The organism is gamma proteobacterium symbiont of Lampromicra miyakona (genome assembly GCF_059730895.1).
Window position 1 is genome coordinate 2,534,077 of record NZ_AP035932.1, and the last position, 14,488, is coordinate 2,548,564.

The 14,488-nt window shown below is 57.9% G+C and carries 11 protein-coding genes; 1 reads left to right on the top strand and 10 read right to left on the bottom strand.

Translation table 11 applies throughout. The features are described 5' to 3' along the window. Positions 1 to 252: 252 nt before the first annotated feature. Genes pqiC through rlmKL form a run of 5 tightly spaced genes read right to left on the bottom strand, consistent with a single transcriptional unit; the run spans position 253 to position 7,761 of the window. Positions 253 to 819: a membrane integrity-associated transporter subunit PqiC gene (gene pqiC, locus AC6I8P_RS11885; protein ID WP_058759729.1), complete on the bottom strand. Its 567-nt coding sequence runs from the start codon at positions 817 to 819 to the stop codon at positions 253 to 255. After that, positions 816 to 2,459: an intermembrane transport protein PqiB gene (gene pqiB, locus AC6I8P_RS11890; protein ID WP_021508311.1), complete on the bottom strand. Its 1,644-nt coding sequence runs from the start codon at positions 2,457 to 2,459 to the stop codon at positions 816 to 818. The genes pqiC and pqiB overlap by 4 nt, the downstream gene beginning before the upstream one ends. Then, complete coding sequence (gene pqiA, locus AC6I8P_RS11895) at positions 2,431 to 3,714, bottom strand: membrane integrity-associated transporter subunit PqiA (protein WP_058780796.1); 1,284 nt, start codon at positions 3,712 to 3,714, stop codon at positions 2,431 to 2,433. Before pqiA ends, pqiB begins: the two co-directional genes overlap by 29 nt. Positions 3,715 to 3,730: 16 nt before the next feature. Further along, a complete protein-coding gene (locus AC6I8P_RS11900) occupies positions 3,731 to 5,638 on the bottom strand; it encodes an ABC transporter ATP-binding protein (protein ID WP_159378296.1) in 1,908 nt (635 codons plus the stop codon). A gap of 5 nt (positions 5,639 to 5,643) precedes the next feature. Further along, on the bottom strand, positions 5,644 to 7,761 hold the full coding sequence (gene rlmKL / locus AC6I8P_RS11905; protein WP_264239576.1) for a bifunctional 23S rRNA (guanine(2069)-N(7))-methyltransferase RlmK/23S rRNA (guanine(2445)-N(2))-methyltransferase RlmL: 2,118 nt from the start codon (positions 7,759 to 7,761) through the stop codon (positions 5,644 to 5,646). 96 nt (positions 7,762 to 7,857) lie between these two features. Between rlmKL and AC6I8P_RS11910 the strand changes: the two genes are divergently transcribed. Then, the gene (locus AC6I8P_RS11910) at positions 7,858 to 8,967 is read left to right on the top strand and encodes a YcbX family protein (protein WP_159378298.1); all 1,110 of its coding nucleotides are present in this window, start codon (positions 7,858 to 7,860) and stop codon (positions 8,965 to 8,967) included. Positions 8,968 to 8,970: 3 nt separating this feature from the next. Here the strand turns inward: AC6I8P_RS11910 and AC6I8P_RS11915 are convergent, their stop codons facing one another. The 5 genes from AC6I8P_RS11915 to AC6I8P_RS11935 all read right to left on the bottom strand — a co-directional run bounded on the left by AC6I8P_RS11915 (position 8,971) and on the right by AC6I8P_RS11935 (position 14,210). After that, positions 8,971 to 9,513: a cell division protein ZapC gene (locus AC6I8P_RS11915; protein ID WP_058759732.1), complete on the bottom strand. Its 543-nt coding sequence runs from the start codon at positions 9,511 to 9,513 to the stop codon at positions 8,971 to 8,973. Between the two features lie 150 nt (positions 9,514 to 9,663). Continuing rightward, positions 9,664 to 10,674: a quinone-dependent dihydroorotate dehydrogenase gene (gene pyrD / locus AC6I8P_RS11920; RefSeq protein WP_021508317.1), complete on the bottom strand. Its 1,011-nt coding sequence runs from the start codon at positions 10,672 to 10,674 to the stop codon at positions 9,664 to 9,666. Positions 10,675 to 10,794: 120 nt separating this feature from the next. Next, positions 10,795 to 11,799 carry a glycosyltransferase family 2 protein gene (locus tag AC6I8P_RS11925; RefSeq protein WP_058780800.1) on the bottom strand — a complete coding sequence of 335 codons (1,005 nt, stop codon included), beginning with the start codon at positions 11,797 to 11,799 and terminating at the stop codon, positions 10,795 to 10,797. Further along, positions 11,796 to 13,313, bottom strand: a complete 1,518-nt coding sequence (locus AC6I8P_RS11930; protein ID WP_021508319.1) for a lipopolysaccharide biosynthesis protein — start codon at positions 13,311 to 13,313, stop codon at positions 11,796 to 11,798. Before AC6I8P_RS11930 ends, AC6I8P_RS11925 begins: the two co-directional genes overlap by 4 nt. Positions 13,314 to 13,415: 102 nt before the next feature. Next, a complete protein-coding gene (locus AC6I8P_RS11935) occupies positions 13,416 to 14,210 on the bottom strand; it encodes a hypothetical protein (RefSeq protein ID WP_058780801.1) in 795 nt (264 codons plus the stop codon). Positions 14,211 to 14,488 lie beyond the last annotated feature (278 nt).

Sequence of the window (14,488 nt, forward strand, 5' to 3'; positions counted from 1 at the left end):
TTTCAGGTCTGGTGGAATCTGGTGGAAAGAAAGAGTGGTGAATTAATGTTCAACCACAGTAATGTTCTAACCTGTGGTGGGTGAAAGGTCAATGCGCAAAATTCACGCCAATGTCATCAATTTGCCGTGAAATCGACACAAATTCCTCAGTGCCGCTGCCATATCTGGCTGATTCCGCAATAAAAAAGTCCCTGATTTGCGCGCCGTCACATAACGGCAAATCAGGGACTTAGCATAAGCATCGAACAAATCCTAATTTAGCGTCACCACGCTGTTAGCAATTTGCTGTGCCGTTTGCTGCCAGCCGAGCGCCAGCGTGCGTACCAGCGCATCGTAGCCATCTTCGGTCTGCGGCAGCGTCAGATTAAAGCCACGTTTGATAAGCCGGCCTTGATGTTGTAACAGCCATTCACCGCTTACTACCACCTTGCCGTCATAGCGGCCGTGGAAGCCGGTGACGTGCACGCTGAGCGTATCGTGCGTGTCACCCAGCGGCTGACTGGCCACCAGCCGGCCGGGCAACGCCTGCCCGAGGTTACTCACCAGTGTCTGCTGCAGCTGCTGGTCGAGCGGACTGGCCCACAGATTATTGGCGGCAATCACGTACTTCACGTCGCTGGTTTGATAAACCAGCCCGTTGCCGGCGAGATAATCCGGCACGCTCACCTGTTCAACCCAAATCATCGGCTGGCTGGCGGAGGCGTCACTGCTGACGCGCGCCATATTGCTGCCCGCAGGCAGCTGGTAATAAGTGGTGTCGATGGTGCTGCTGCAGCCCGCCAGCAGCAGCACAGCACCGATAATCAGCCCTTTTTTCACTGTTTCGCCCTCTTTGGCTGCGGATCCTGACCCGGTTTGGCTTCAAATACCAGCGCGTTGCTCTTACTGTTGAGCGTTTTCAGCACCGGCTGCAATTCGCGCAGCACCTGGTCAAGGCGCTGCATATCGCCCACCAGTTTGTTATAGGCTGGCGATCCCGGCTGCAGCCCCTTCATGCTGCGATTAAGCTCGCGCAGGGTTTGCTGCATATCGGCCGGCAGCGTTTTCATCGCCGGGTTGGCGGTGATCTGATTGAGGTTATCCAGCGTTTTCTGCAGCTGCTGCAGGGTGCGCTGGCTCTCTTTCAGCGTGCCGGTGGCCTGGTTGATCATCGGGTTGAGCGGCAGCGCGTTGATCTTATCCAGCGCCGCCATCAGTTTCTGCTGAATCTGGCTCAGGCCGCCGCTTACGGTCGGAATCACTTCCAGCCCCGCCACTTCGTTCGGTCCTTTGTAAGCCGGTGCATTATCATAGAAGTCGAGATCGACAAACAGCGCACCGGACAGCAGGTTGCCGGTTTTCAGCGTGGCGCGCAGGCCGCGTTTCTTACCATCCTGCAGATGCTGTTCAAGATTGAAGTCGCCACCCAGACGGCTAATAAAGCGGTCCGGCTCGATGCGGATCAGCACCGGCACGCGGTAATCGGTGTTCAGCGCCTGATTCACGCCCGGGATCATGTAAGGCACCTGAGCCACGGTACCAAGACGAATGCCGCGGAACTCTACCGGAGCGCCGACCTGCAGACCACGAATCGAGTCGCTGAAGAACATCAGGAAATCAGTATGTTTGGTGTACAGCGAATCCTGAATGCTGCGCTGGTCATCATACAGATGGTAGTCGTCCTGGTTTTTGGCCAGCTCGCCGAGTTCCCAGCCGTCCGGCACGTCAAAGCTCACACCACCGCTAAACAGGGTCGTCAGCGAGCCCATTTCGACGCGCATGCCGGAAGCGGACATATCCACCGCAATGCCGCTGTCTTTCCAGAAGCGCACATTGGTGGTAATCAGGCGATCGTAAGGCGCGGCGATGAACAGCTGATAGGTCATCATGCGCTTGTCGGTATCAAAGGTGCTGGTTTCCACCGTGCCGACGCGATAGCCGCGGAACAGCACCGGATCGCCCGGATTAAGCTGGCCGGCTTTTTTGCTGTCAAGGATGACGCGAATACCTTTGGCATCCGGCGGTGCCAGCGGCGGCGCATCGAGCAGCTGATAGTGCTCTGGCTTATCCCCTTTGGCGCCGGGCTGCAGTTCAATGTAGGCGCCGGAGAGCAGCGTACCGAGGCCCGTCACCCCTTCCCGGCCAATCTGCGGCTTCACCACCCAAAACACGCTGTCTTTATGCAGCAGTTTTTCCATGCCGGCATTCAGGCGCGCGGTGATCTCCACATGGTGCAGATCGTCCGTCAGCACCGCGCTTTCGACGGTGCCCACGTCGACGCTGCGGCTTTTAATGGTGGTTTTACCGGCAACAATGCCTTCGGCGTTTTCGGTGATCAGCGTGACCTGCGGCCCCTGATGGCTGAAGTGATAAAACAGAATCCATCCGCCGATTAACAGCGTGACGATAGGTACGATCCACACCGGCGACCAGCGTTTAATCTGGTCGACGTTAGCAATGCCGTGTTGGTTGTCCGTCAAGACGCGGCTCCTTACGTTCAGTTTCCTGTAGGCGATCCCAAATCAGGCGCGGATCAAACGTCATGGCGGCGAACATAGTCAGGATCACCACCAGCGCAAACAATAGCGCGCCTGGCGCAGGGTAAACACTCATCAGCTGGCCCATGCGCACCAGCGCAGACAGCACAGCGATCACAAACACATCAATCATTGACCAGCGGCCAACAAACTCCACCACCTCATAAATCAGGTGCATCTTCTCGCTGTCGCGCCGGCCGCGGCCGCTGGCGTGCCAGCACAGCCAGCCAATTGCCACCATCTTCAGCGAAGGCACCATAATACTGGCGATAAAAATCACCAGCGCGACCGGCCAGGAACCATCGCCCCACAGCAAAATCACGCCGGCCATAATGTTGGAGGGATACTGCGAGCCGAGCGTTTCGGTCACCATGATCGGCATAATATTCGACGGGATATACAGCATCACCGAGGTGATCAGCAGCGCCAGCGTCCACTGCAGGCTGTGCTGCCTGCGCGGCGCAGCGCTCACGCCGCAGCGCGGACAGGTTTTCTGCGCGGCCGGCAGAATCGCGGTGCAGCACGGACAGCTGCGCAACCCCTGCTTCAGTCCGCTGATGCCCGCCTGCGGCGTTTGCGCCAGCGGCGGCAGCGGATCGATGCGCTGCCAGACCCAGCGGCGATCGACGCACTGAAACGCACGCAGCTGCAGCAGACAAAACAGGCACCACGGCCAGAAACTGCTGCCAAGGCCAATTTCACCGTAGGCCATCAGTTTGACGAAGCTGACCAGCACGCCGGCCATGAAAATTTCTGCCATACCCCAGCTGCGCAATTGAAACAGAATGCGTGCCAGCCCGAGTCGCAGGCTGTGCGGCAAGCGCACCGGATTCACCAGCAGCAGAATGGCGATCATGCAGAAAGCCGGAATGCCCTGCACAAACAGCAGGAACAGCGTGGCGAGGCTGCGATAATCCTCGCGATCCATCACCTGCGGGATAGCCATCAGCGAGATCTGGCTGCTGAGCCCAGCCACATGCATGCTGATAAACGGAAACAGATTGGCCAGCAGCAGCATAAACAGCGCCGCCAGCGCATAGCCGGTGGGACGTTTACGCGGTTCGTGCCAGTTAGCCACCAGCGTGGTGTGACAGCGCGGACAACGCGCACGGCTGCCCACCGGTACGGCGGGCAGTTTTACGGTTAAATCACACTGCGGACAGAGCATCCAGTGCTGCGTCTGATGCGTGGCACACATGCTGACTCCCTCTGCGTTATGCGCCGTTTTTCAGCGCTTCCAGCTCTTCCCACCGTTCAAAGGTGGTTTCCAGCTCCTGCTCCGCCTGCGCCAGCGCATCCAGCACCGGCTGCGTTTTGTCGTGCGGCTGGCTGAAGAAGTCCGGATGACTCATCTGCGCCTGCAGCTCACCGATACGCGTTTCCAGCTGCTCCAGCTTTTGCGGCAGCTGTTCCAGTTCACGCGTCAGGTTATAGCTTAGCTTGCCTGCGCTGCGTTTGGGGGCGTCGGCTTTTTCTGCCGGTTTAGCCGCTGTGCTTTTGACCGGTGCAGCTTTGGTCTGTTTGTAGGCGGCGCGCTGCTGCTGCGCATCATGGTAGCCACCGACGAAGGTACCGATCTCGCCGTTGCCTTCAAAGATCCAGCATTCGGTCACGGTGTTATCCACAAACTGACGATCGTGGCTCACCAGCAGCACGGTGCCCTGATAGCCATCAACCAGCTCTTCCAGCAGCTCGAGCGTTTCGACGTCAAGGTCGTTGGTCGGTTCGTCAAGAATCAGCAGGTTACTGGGCTTGAGGAACAGACGCGCCAGCAGCAGACGGTTACGCTCGCCGCCGGACAGCGCACGCACCGGCGTCATGGCGCGTTTCGGGTGGAACAGGAAGTCCTGCAGATAGCCGAGCACGTGGCGCGGCTTGCCGTTGACCATCACTTCCTGTTTGCCTTCCGCCAGGTTGTCCATCACGGTTTTATCCGGATCCAGCTCCGCGCGGTGCTGATCGAAGTAGGCGATTTCCAGTTTGGTGCCGCAGTGCACGCGACCGACATCTGCCTTCAACTGGCCGAGCATCAGCCGCAGCAGCGTGGTTTTACCGCAGCCGTTCGGGCCAATCAGGGCGATTTTGTCGCCGCGCTGCACCTGGGTGGAGAAATCCTTCACCAGCGTTTTGCCGTCAACGCCGTAATCCACGTTTTCCAGCTCAAAGACGATTTTGCCGGAACGCGCCGCTTCACCGACCTGCATATTGGCTTTGCCCATCACGTCACGCCGTTCGGAGCGTTCACGACGCAGTGCTTTCAGCGCGCGCACGCGGCCTTCGTTACGGGTGCGACGCGCTTTGATGCCCTGGCGAATCCACACTTCTTCCTGCGCCAGCTTGCGGTCGAATTCGGCGTTTTGCATTTCCTCAACGCGCAGCGCTTCCTCTTTGCCGAGCAGGAACTGATCGTAATCGCCCGGCCATGACACCAGCTTGCCGCGATCGAGGTCGACAATGCGCGTCGCCATATTGCGGATAAACGAGCGGTCGTGCGAAATAAACACGATGCTGCCGTTGAAGGTTTTCAGGAAGCTTTCCAGCCAGTCGATGGTTTCGATATCGAGGTGGTTAGTCGGTTCGTCGAGCATCAGCACGCGCGGGTTGCTGACCAGCGCTCGGCCCAGCGCGGCTTTACGCAGCCAGCCACCGGAGAGTGACGACAGTTCGGTGTCCGGCTGCAGCCCGATTTGCTGCAGCACATCGTTGATGCGGCTGTCGAGCTGCCACAGGTTGTGATGGTCGAGAATCGTCTGCAGTCGCCCCATTTCGTTGAGGTTTTTCTCGCTCGGATCTTCCATCACTAAATGCGATATGGCGTGGTAGGCCTTGAGGTGCTCAGCCTGTTCGGCCACGCCCTCGGCGACGAAGTCGTACACCGAACCGGTGATATTGCGTGGCGGATCCTGTTGCAGCCGCGCGACCACCAAATCCTGCTCATAAATAATGCGGCCGTCATCCAGCGGCTGTTCGCCGTTGATGATTTTCATCAGCGTCGATTTACCGGCGCCGTTGCGCCCAACCAGACAGACGCGCTCGCCCTCTTCGATATGCAGTTCGGTGTTATCCAACAGCGGCGCATCGCTGAACGACAGGTAAGCGCCATGGATACTGATCAGTGACATAAAACTTATTCCTTACCGGCGTGGCTTACCAGCCAGCAGTTGTGAATTTGACGGTTGCGCGCAAAGTCCTGCGACAGCGTTTTTTGCGTAATTTCCTGCGCCTGCAGACCCAGACGCTGCAAGCCGTCCAGATCCATTTTGAAGCCGCGCTTGTTATTGGAGAACATAATGGTGCCGCCGCGACGCAGCATGCGCTTCAGGTTCTGCAGCAGCATCAGGTGGTCGCGCTGCACATCGAAGTCATCTTCCATGCGTTTGGAGTTGGAGAAAGTCGGCGGATCGATAAAGATCAGATCGAACTGCTCATCGCTTTCGCGCAGCCAGCTCAGGCAGTCCGCCTGCATCAGGCGATGCTGGCGCCCGGTTAATCCGTTCAGGCGCAGGTTACGCTCGGCCCACTCCAGATAGGTGCGCGACATATCGACCGTGGTGGTGGACTTGGCGCCGCCCAGCCCGGCATGCACGCTGGCGCTACCGGTATAGGAGAACAGGTTAAGGAAATCTTTCCCCTGGCTCATCTGGCCCAGCATCTGGCGCGCAATACGGTGGTCGAGGAACAGGCCGGTATCGAGATAATCCGTCAGGTTCACCAGCAGCCGCGCGTTAAACTCCTGCACTTCAAAGAATTCGCCCTTCTCGCTCAGCTTCTGGTACTGGTTTTTGCCCTTCTGCCGTTCGCGGGTTTTCAGCACCAGGCGATTGGCCGGTATCTCCAGCACGCTCAGCGTGGCACCGATTACGTCAAACAGGCGCTGGCGCGCTTTGGTCGCGTCCACGGTTTTCGGCGGCGCGTACTCCTGAATCACCACCCAGTCGGCGTAGCGATCGACCGCCACGTTATACTCCGGCAGATCGGCGTCATACAGGCGGTAGCAGTCAATATTCGACTGGCGCGCCCACTTGTCCAGTTTTTTGCTGTTCTTACGCAGGCGGTTAGCAAAGTCTTCGGCAATCTGTGCGCCGCCTTCGGCGCTGTTCTCCGCCAGCTGGTAGTTCTTCTGTACGCACTCCAGCGGACCGTTTTTCGCTTTAAACTGGCGATCGGCGCGCAGCTGCAGGCAGCTGAGCAGCTCGGGTGAGGCGCTGAACAGCGACAAATTCCAGCCGCCAAACTGCTGTTTCATGATGCGGCCCAGCTGGCTGTGCAGCGCAATCAGCGCCGGCTCGCTCTCCAGACGCTCACCGTACGGCGGGTTACTCAGCACCGTACCGCTGACCTCTTCGCCTGCCAGCGGATTTTTCAGCTGCAGCACATCCTGCTGCGCAAAAGTGAACAGATCGAACACGCCGGCGCGGCGCGCGTTGGCACGTGCCCACTCCAGCACGCGACCATCATTATCATAGCCAAAGAAGCGTGACGTGGTGGCGGCCGTGCCGGCGCGCGCACGCTGCAGCGCGTCGCTGCGCACTTCCTGCCACAGTGCATTGTTGTGGCGTTTCCAGCGGCTGAAGCCCCAGTGCGAACGCAGCAGGCCCGGCGCGCGATCGCAGGCGATCAGCGCCGCTTCAATCAGCAGCGTACCGGAGCCGCACATCGGATCGACCAGCGGCGTGCCGTTCTGCCAGCCGGAGCGCATCACAATCGCCGCCGCCAGGTTCTCTTTAAGCGGTGCCTGGCCGGTTTGCTGACGATAGCCGCGCTGGTGCAGCGCAGTGCCGCTCAGATCCAGCGCGATGCTAACGCGATCTTTGTTCAGCCACGCGTTAATGCGGATGCCCGGCTGCTCGCGATCGACACTCGGACGTTCCAGATTCTGCCGGGTAAAGCTATCGACAATCGCATCTTTGATGCGCAGCGCACCAAACTGACTGTTGCGAATCACCTCATTGGTGCCGCTAAAGTGGATGGCGAACGTGGTGTTGCTGTCAAACAGCTCGCTCCACGGGATGCTTTGCGCGCCGACGTAGAGATCGAGATCGCTCCAGACGCCGAATTCTCCCAGCGGCAGCAAAATACGTGAAGCCAGACGGCTCCACAGCAGGCTTTGGTACATTACGCGGTCGTCGGCTCGGAAGTGGACGCCGCCCTGCACCACCTGCAAATCCTGCGCACCCAGCGCGTCCAGCTCAGTTTTCAACAGCTCTTCGAGCCCACGCGCCGTACTGGCAAACAGAGAATTCATATCGTCACTTTTACTCTTGCTAAAATTGTTGCGCATTATAGCGAATCAGCGTCCTATGTCATAAAGTTAGCTTCTTTTTGTCTGTACGGAGTTGTGATGATTACCCTGTCTCGCCTGTATATTCACCCGGTTAAATCGATGCGTGGTTTGCAGCTGTCACACGCACAGGTGCTGGAAAGCGGTCTGGCCTTCGATCGCATCTTTATGGTGACCGAAGCGGACGGGACCTTTATTACCGCCCGCCAGTTTCCGGAGATGGTGCGTTTCACGCCCGCCCTGCTGCCCGACGGGCTATTCATCACCGCGCCGGACCGCAGCCAGGCGCTGATCCGCTTCAGCGATTTCAGCACCCAGCCGGCACCGACGGAAGTGTGGGGAAACCAGTTCACCGCCCGTATTGCGCCTGACACCATCAACCAGTGGCTGAGCGGCTTTTTCCCGCGCCCGGTGCAGCTGCGCTGGGTTGGCACTGAGCCGTCTCGCCGGGTAAAACGCTTCGACCAGGTCCCGCTTGGGTTCGCTGACGGCTTCCCTTACCTGCTGGTCAACATGGCGTCGCTGCAGGATCTGCAGCAGCGCTGTCCGGCCAGCGTGCGGCTGGAACAGTTCCGCCCCAATCTGATCGTCAGCGGCGCCAGCGCCTGGGATGAGGACAGCTGGAAACGTATTAAGATCGGCGAGATCACCTTCGAGATGCCGAAGCCGTGCAGCCGCTGCGTGTTTACAACCATCGGCACCGAAAGCGGTCGCAAGCATCCGCAGGGCGAACCGCTCGCCACGCTGCAGCGTTTTCGCAGCGCGCAGGACGGCAGCGGTGATATCGATTTCGGCCTGAATCTGATTGCGCTTAACAGCGGTATCGTGCGCGTCGGCGATACGGTTGAAGTGCTGGAACGGCAAACACCGCGCGCTTACGGTGCCGGTGAGGTGGTGGAAACGCTGCAGGCGGCCAGCAGCGCGCCGGCCGCCGTGACCATTGGCTATAAGGGTCAGCAGTTTGCCGGCGATAATCAGCAGGTATTACTGGAACAGCTGGAGATGCAGGGCTTTCGCATTCCCTATTCATGTCGGGCCGGAATCTGCGGCAGCTGCAAAATGACGCTGGTGTCGGGTGACGTGAAGGCGCTGAAGCAGAGCGCGGTACGCGGTGACGGCACCATTCTCAGCTGCAGCTGTATTCCGAACGGAGATATCGAACTGGCGTAAGCGCTACACCGCGCGGGCGAAGGGCGCGCTGCTCTCCTGCAACTGTGGCTGCAGGCGATCGTTCATGATCTTGATGGCATCGCCGAGCTGCATCCCTTTGCCCGCCACCGTCAGCGCACTCTGCGCCAGCAGACAGAGCGCGGCATTCTCGCCGCTCTCAACCACCAGCAGCTGTGCCTGTTCGCCGCTGTCGGCCAGCGTTACCGCCACCATATCGCCCGCGACGGGCTGCCAGCTGTGCGCATGGCTGGTGAAGTGCCAGCTTTTCGGCATCAGCGGCTTAAGGAAACGGCTGGCCACCAGCGCATTCAGCACCAGCTCGGCGCGCTGATCGCTTTTTAAACCGCTCTGGCGACAGCGCTCTTCAAAAGTAAAATAAAGCGCAGCGTCATCAACGCAAAAACCGCTGTCATTAAAGGCATCGGGCGTCAGCATTTTGCGCGAGAAGCGCGAGCGAAATAACATTCCATCGGCCAGATCCAGCATCATCCGGTCATGCTCTGCGTCAAAATACCAACGCCAGTTGTCATCGGGTTTGATTTTCATGGGGTGCCCTGTGGATTTACGCTGCGCTAAACGGCGCTCAAATTTAAAATATTGCTTTAAGGAAAAAGCTGAAAATTGTACGAACAGGACAAAATATAAACGAGCCGGAGGGAGAAATAAACCCCCCGGCCAGGGAAAGTGAGAAATGTCTTAGAGATGGGTCACGATATCTTTAATTAAACCCGGACCTTTATAAATAAAGCCTGAGTATATCTGCACCAGCGTTGCGCCAGCCGCCATTTTTTCCCGTGCCGCGACCAGCGAATCAATGCCACCGACGCCAATAATAGGCAGACGTCCCTGCAGCTCCTGCGCCAGACGGCGAATCACCTCGGTGCTGCGCGACTGTACCGGACGGCCACTTAATCCCCCCGCTTCGTCGGCATATTTCAGCCCGCTCACCAGCGAACGATCGAGCGTAGTATTGGTGGCGATCACGCCGTCTATTTCGTGGCGCACTAAACTGTCGGCAACCTGGATCAATTCTTCTTCAGAAAGATCCGGCGCGATCTTCACCGCCACCGGCACATATTTCAGATGGCTTTCCTGCAGCGCCCGCTGTTTTAATTTAATCGCCGACAGCAGATCGTCCAGCGCTTCGCCATATTGCAGCGAACGTAATCCGGGGGTATTCGGTGAGGAAATATTGATGGCAATATAACCGGCGTGCGCATACACCTTTTCCATGCAGGTGAGATAATCGTCTTTGCCCTGCTCTACCGGCGTGTCTTTATTTTTACCAATATTGATGCCAAGCACGCCTTTAAAGCGCGCCTTTTTCACATTCTCTACCAGGTGATCGACGCCGAGATTATTAAACCCCATGCGGTTGATGATACCTTCCGCCGCCACCAGCCGGAACATGCGGGGTTTGTCATTGCCCGGCTGTGCGCGTGGTGTCACCGTGCCCACTTCAACAAAGCCAAAGCCCATGGCGCCAAAGGCATCAATGCACTCCGCGTTCTTATCCAGACCCGCAGCCAGACCCAGCGCGTTCGGAAAGGTCAGCCCCATACAGGTCACCGGGCGTGACGGCAGCGACTGACGAATCAGCCCTTCCAGCGGCGTGCCGCTGATGAAGCGTAACTGTTGAAAGGTGAGTTCGTGCGCGCGCTCTGGATCGAGCTTAAACAGCGCCGGCCGGACGATAGGATATAGCATGCACTCTCCTGAATGGCGGAAGCTTCGTGAAAGTCGGGTGCACGGGAATTTGTGCGCCAGAATGGTAAGGTGCTCTGGCGCAAAAGTAAATTACTCTGGGATGCAACAATTTGATCGGTATCAGCGTCGGGCGGAATAGCGTCCCAGACGATCGCGGCAGGCCTGTAAGCCGCTGTAAATCGCCGGGCAATACCACAGCAGTTTCAGACGCGCGTTGTGCTGTAACACTTTACGCACCAGCTGATTCACCTGCGGCTGCCATTCAGCGGGCACCGTCATGTGATTTTTGCGGATTTGCGTCAGGCAGCCGTGCATCACCGTCTGGTAATAATCGTCCAGCAGCGCCTCATCGTGCGGCAGTTGCTGCTGCTGCAGGAACTGCTCACTGCCGGCGCGGGCGATAAAGTAATTTTTCACCCACGAGAAGTCGCGCGTGCTCTGCGACAGTGAACTCAGCATAAAGCGTTTGTAGTAGTAGCTCTGACTGGTGCAGTACAGCGCGCGCGCCTGCAGGTAGAGGGCGAACATAAAAGGCGCGTCTTCATGGTTCTGGATCGGCAGAAACTGCAGATCGAGCTGGTCAATCAGGCGACGCGAGATGATGCTGCTCCAGATCACCCGATGCGCCGACTGATGCTGAATCAGCGTGCGCAGCGTAGCGCTACCGCCCGGCAGCAGGCCGCTGACGTGGCGCTGATGGATAGTCTGATAATGGCGCTGCGGCGCTGGCAGGTCGAAAAACATCTTCGCGCCAAAGCAGAACAGATCAATCTCCGGGTGACGCGCCTGCACGCGGCGGAAATCGGCGAACAGTTCGGTCGAGACGAAGTCGTCGGCATCCATAAAATAGACGAAATCGCCGCTGGCTGCGGCCAGCCCCTTCATGCGAGCGGCACTGACGCCGCCGCGTCCGCCACTCAGCAGCGTCACCTGCGGATGCTGCGCAGCAAACGCCGTCAGCCAGGCCACGCTGTCATCGCTTGAGCCATCATCAATAATGATGATCTCTTCCGGCGGCGATGACTGGCGAAGCAGCGACCCCAGGGTTTCCGGCAGCCAGGGCGCGCAGTTCCAGTTAGGGATAATTACCGAAACCGTCGGCGTGCGGCGTGATGTCATGCTCATCCTCTTTCCTCTGCGTTAACAAGCGGCGCGCGCAGGCGTTTTAGCACCAGGCTGTGTAACAGACAGCACACGCCAAGGTTAAAGGCCCCGATCAGCCCCAGCCACAGCAGGTTGATCCAGCGATTCTGGTTCCACTCAATGGGCAACAGCGTGCTGAGCCAGGCAATCAGTGCCGACACCGCCCAAATCAGCGCTACGTCGCGCGTCAGCCAGCTGAAATGGATGCCCGGCGCAAAGCGGCGATGCACCAGCCACGCCCAGCCAACTAAATAGAAGATGTTTTGCCCCAGCCACAGCCAGCCGGTGCCCAGCGCCCCGTAATGGACGGCACACCAGATGTTGAGCGGCACCAGCACGACGGCAAAACAGGTGAATCCCTGCATGTGCAGTTTCAGATTGCCGTTGACGTATTGCAGGTGATACAGCAGGCCGCAGATCGCCTGGATGCCGCTGCCGAGCGCATACAGGCTAAGCACGAACGCCATCTCTTCGACAATTTGCGGTTTCTGCGTCCACGCCCACAGCAGCGGTCCGGCATAGCAGGCAATGGTGATGCTGAGCGGGGCCATAAAAATTGCCACCGCCTGGGTGGTATAGCGATAGAGCTTCAGCGATTCGGCATCGCCCTGCTGACGGGTTTTCATGCCGGTCATGCGCGGCACAATTGCCTGCATAATCGGACTGCTCAGCAGCAGGATCCCGGTCGCAGCCGTGGCGACCACGGTGAACGAGCCGTACTCGCTCAGCGGCAGGGTTTTTGACAGCACCAGCCGGTCAATCTGCGAAATAAAGGTCCACACGGCGCTGGAGAAGGCGGCGCTCAGCGCGAAGCGGATAAAGGGTTTGAGCACGCCTTTCAGGTCGTCGCGCTTCTCTTTGCGCGCTGCGCGGGGCACCAGCTGACAGGATTTCCAGATACAGCAGGCGGCTTCGGCAATCGACACCAGCAATTGCCAGATAAAGAAGGTCAGCAGCGGATTCGGGAACAGCTGGATCACCAGTACCGCGCCAAAAGTACGCAGCGTGGTAATGATCAGGTTCACGCCGTTGAGCCAGACCTGATGCTCAAAACCGACAATCACGCTGCGATACGGGCTGGTACGCCAGCGAATCGCGGCGGTGATCACCATGATCGCCACGGCCACCACCACATCGCTGGCGGGTAAGTGCTGCGCATCCAGCCAGTGCGTGGCAATCCATGGCGTCGCCAGCCAGCCGAGCACCACCAGCACCAGGGTGGAGAACAGGAAGAAGCGGGTCAGCGTGGCAAACAGCGCCGGAAACCAGACAAATTCTGCCTGATTTGCCCGGTAGCGTGCCGCCTCGCGCATCAGCGTGGTGGAAACGCCCGCGTCGAGCAGCTGCAGCCAGGTCAGCAATATAGAAAAGAAGCCCACGAGACCGTAAGCTTCCATACCTAAATGCTGAATATACAGGGGAACTACTAAAATACCTGACAGCGTCAGATAGATCTGGCCAACATAGTTGGCAATCGCGTTACGTTTGATAGACATAAAAACTCTGGCGTCTGGGTATTTTTCTCAGTGTTAACAGCGTGACACAAAAATACCTCAGCGCCCACGGGAGTAATTCTTAAAATTAACGCTGGCGCTATCTCAGCGGCTTTTTCTCATTTTCATCAGTGAGAAATAGAGGTCGGGCTGTTTCAGTAACAGTTTTTCCATTGTGCTCTGCGGTGAAAACTGATCGGCAAAGTAGCGCACCGCGTGCCGCACATTATTAGAGAACTGCGTTTCAGCGTTTAATTCCTGCTGTACCAGCTGTAATAACCCGCTGCGTAAATAACTCTGGCGATAGCGGTTTCGCTCCGGAATAAAGTGTGACAAACGGGTGACCTTTTCATATTCCGTCATAAATTGCTGATAGCTGGGCGGTGGATTAACCGTGGTGACCTCATGCTCTGCGCGGGCATCCAGCAGCCATACCGTTTGCGTATTTAACAGGCCGGCCAGCATCACATCCTGAATGCGTACCAGCGGAGCGGCATTTTTCACCAGCGCGGCGCGCAGGATGACCGCATAGTTATTCTGCTGCCACAGGCGCTGCGCCTGCAGCTGCTGAAACAGCTGCAGCGACGGCTGCAGGCCGCTGCTCAGTGCGCGCGGTGCCAGTGAAACCAGCATGCAGTTGAGCTCCGGGCGCTGATGGCTGAGCTTTGCCACTTCCTGCAACAGTGCAGCAGAGGGCACAAAGCCGTCGGCGGCAAACAGTAAAAACGCGTCGTCGCTGACGCTCTCTGCCGCTGGCTGCGGCACAGCGGTAAACTGGCTGTGCGCGGCATCCGGCTGCAGCAGATAGCACAACAGCGGATTAACGTTATCAGCCGCGACGCGCGCAGGCTGAGCGGCGACCGGCTCAGCCGGATGCACTAACAGAGCAGACCTTCCCATATTCCTCTCCCTAAAAATAATACTGAATAATGGCCAGATAAAAATCCGCCCAATTAAGGCGCAAATAAGGCAGTGACTTTTTTTTAGCGTAAGAAAACTCAATCGATTATAAACAGCCCGCCGACGGCATGACTATTGGCCCTTGCCAGGCTGGCTGTTTATTTGCCTTTTATTGTTAAGCGTCACTAAAGAAAGCCCCACTTAAGCGCAGAGGAAATTAGCAATACTCGTAACAGGAAACGTTGAGACATGGCTCAATTTTAATAAAAGGCTACGTT

Coding starts and splice junctions, on each gene's coding strand:
- pyrD (WP_021508317.1), bottom strand. CDS start 10,674: ATGCTATATCCTATCGTCCGGCCGGCGCTGTTTAAGCTCGATCCAGAG.
- AC6I8P_RS11915 (WP_058759732.1), bottom strand. CDS start 9,513: ATGAAAATCAAACCCGATGACAACTGGCGTTGGTATTTTGACGCAGAG.
- AC6I8P_RS11910 (WP_159378298.1), top strand. CDS start 7,858: ATGATTACCCTGTCTCGCCTGTATATTCACCCGGTTAAATCGATGCGT.
- rlmKL (WP_264239576.1), bottom strand. CDS start 7,761: ATGAATTCTCTGTTTGCCAGTACGGCGCGTGGGCTCGAAGAGCTGTTG.
- AC6I8P_RS11900 (WP_159378296.1), bottom strand. CDS start 5,638: ATGTCACTGATCAGTATCCATGGCGCTTACCTGTCGTTCAGCGATGCG.
- AC6I8P_RS11930 (WP_021508319.1), bottom strand. CDS start 13,313: ATGTCTATCAAACGTAACGCGATTGCCAACTATGTTGGCCAGATCTAT.
- pqiA (WP_058780796.1), bottom strand. CDS start 3,714: ATGTGTGCCACGCATCAGACGCAGCACTGGATGCTCTGTCCGCAGTGT.
- AC6I8P_RS11925 (WP_058780800.1), bottom strand. CDS start 11,799: ATGAGCATGACATCACGCCGCACGCCGACGGTTTCGGTAATTATCCCT.
- AC6I8P_RS11935 (WP_058780801.1), bottom strand. CDS start 14,210: ATGGGAAGGTCTGCTCTGTTAGTGCATCCGGCTGAGCCGGTCGCCGCT.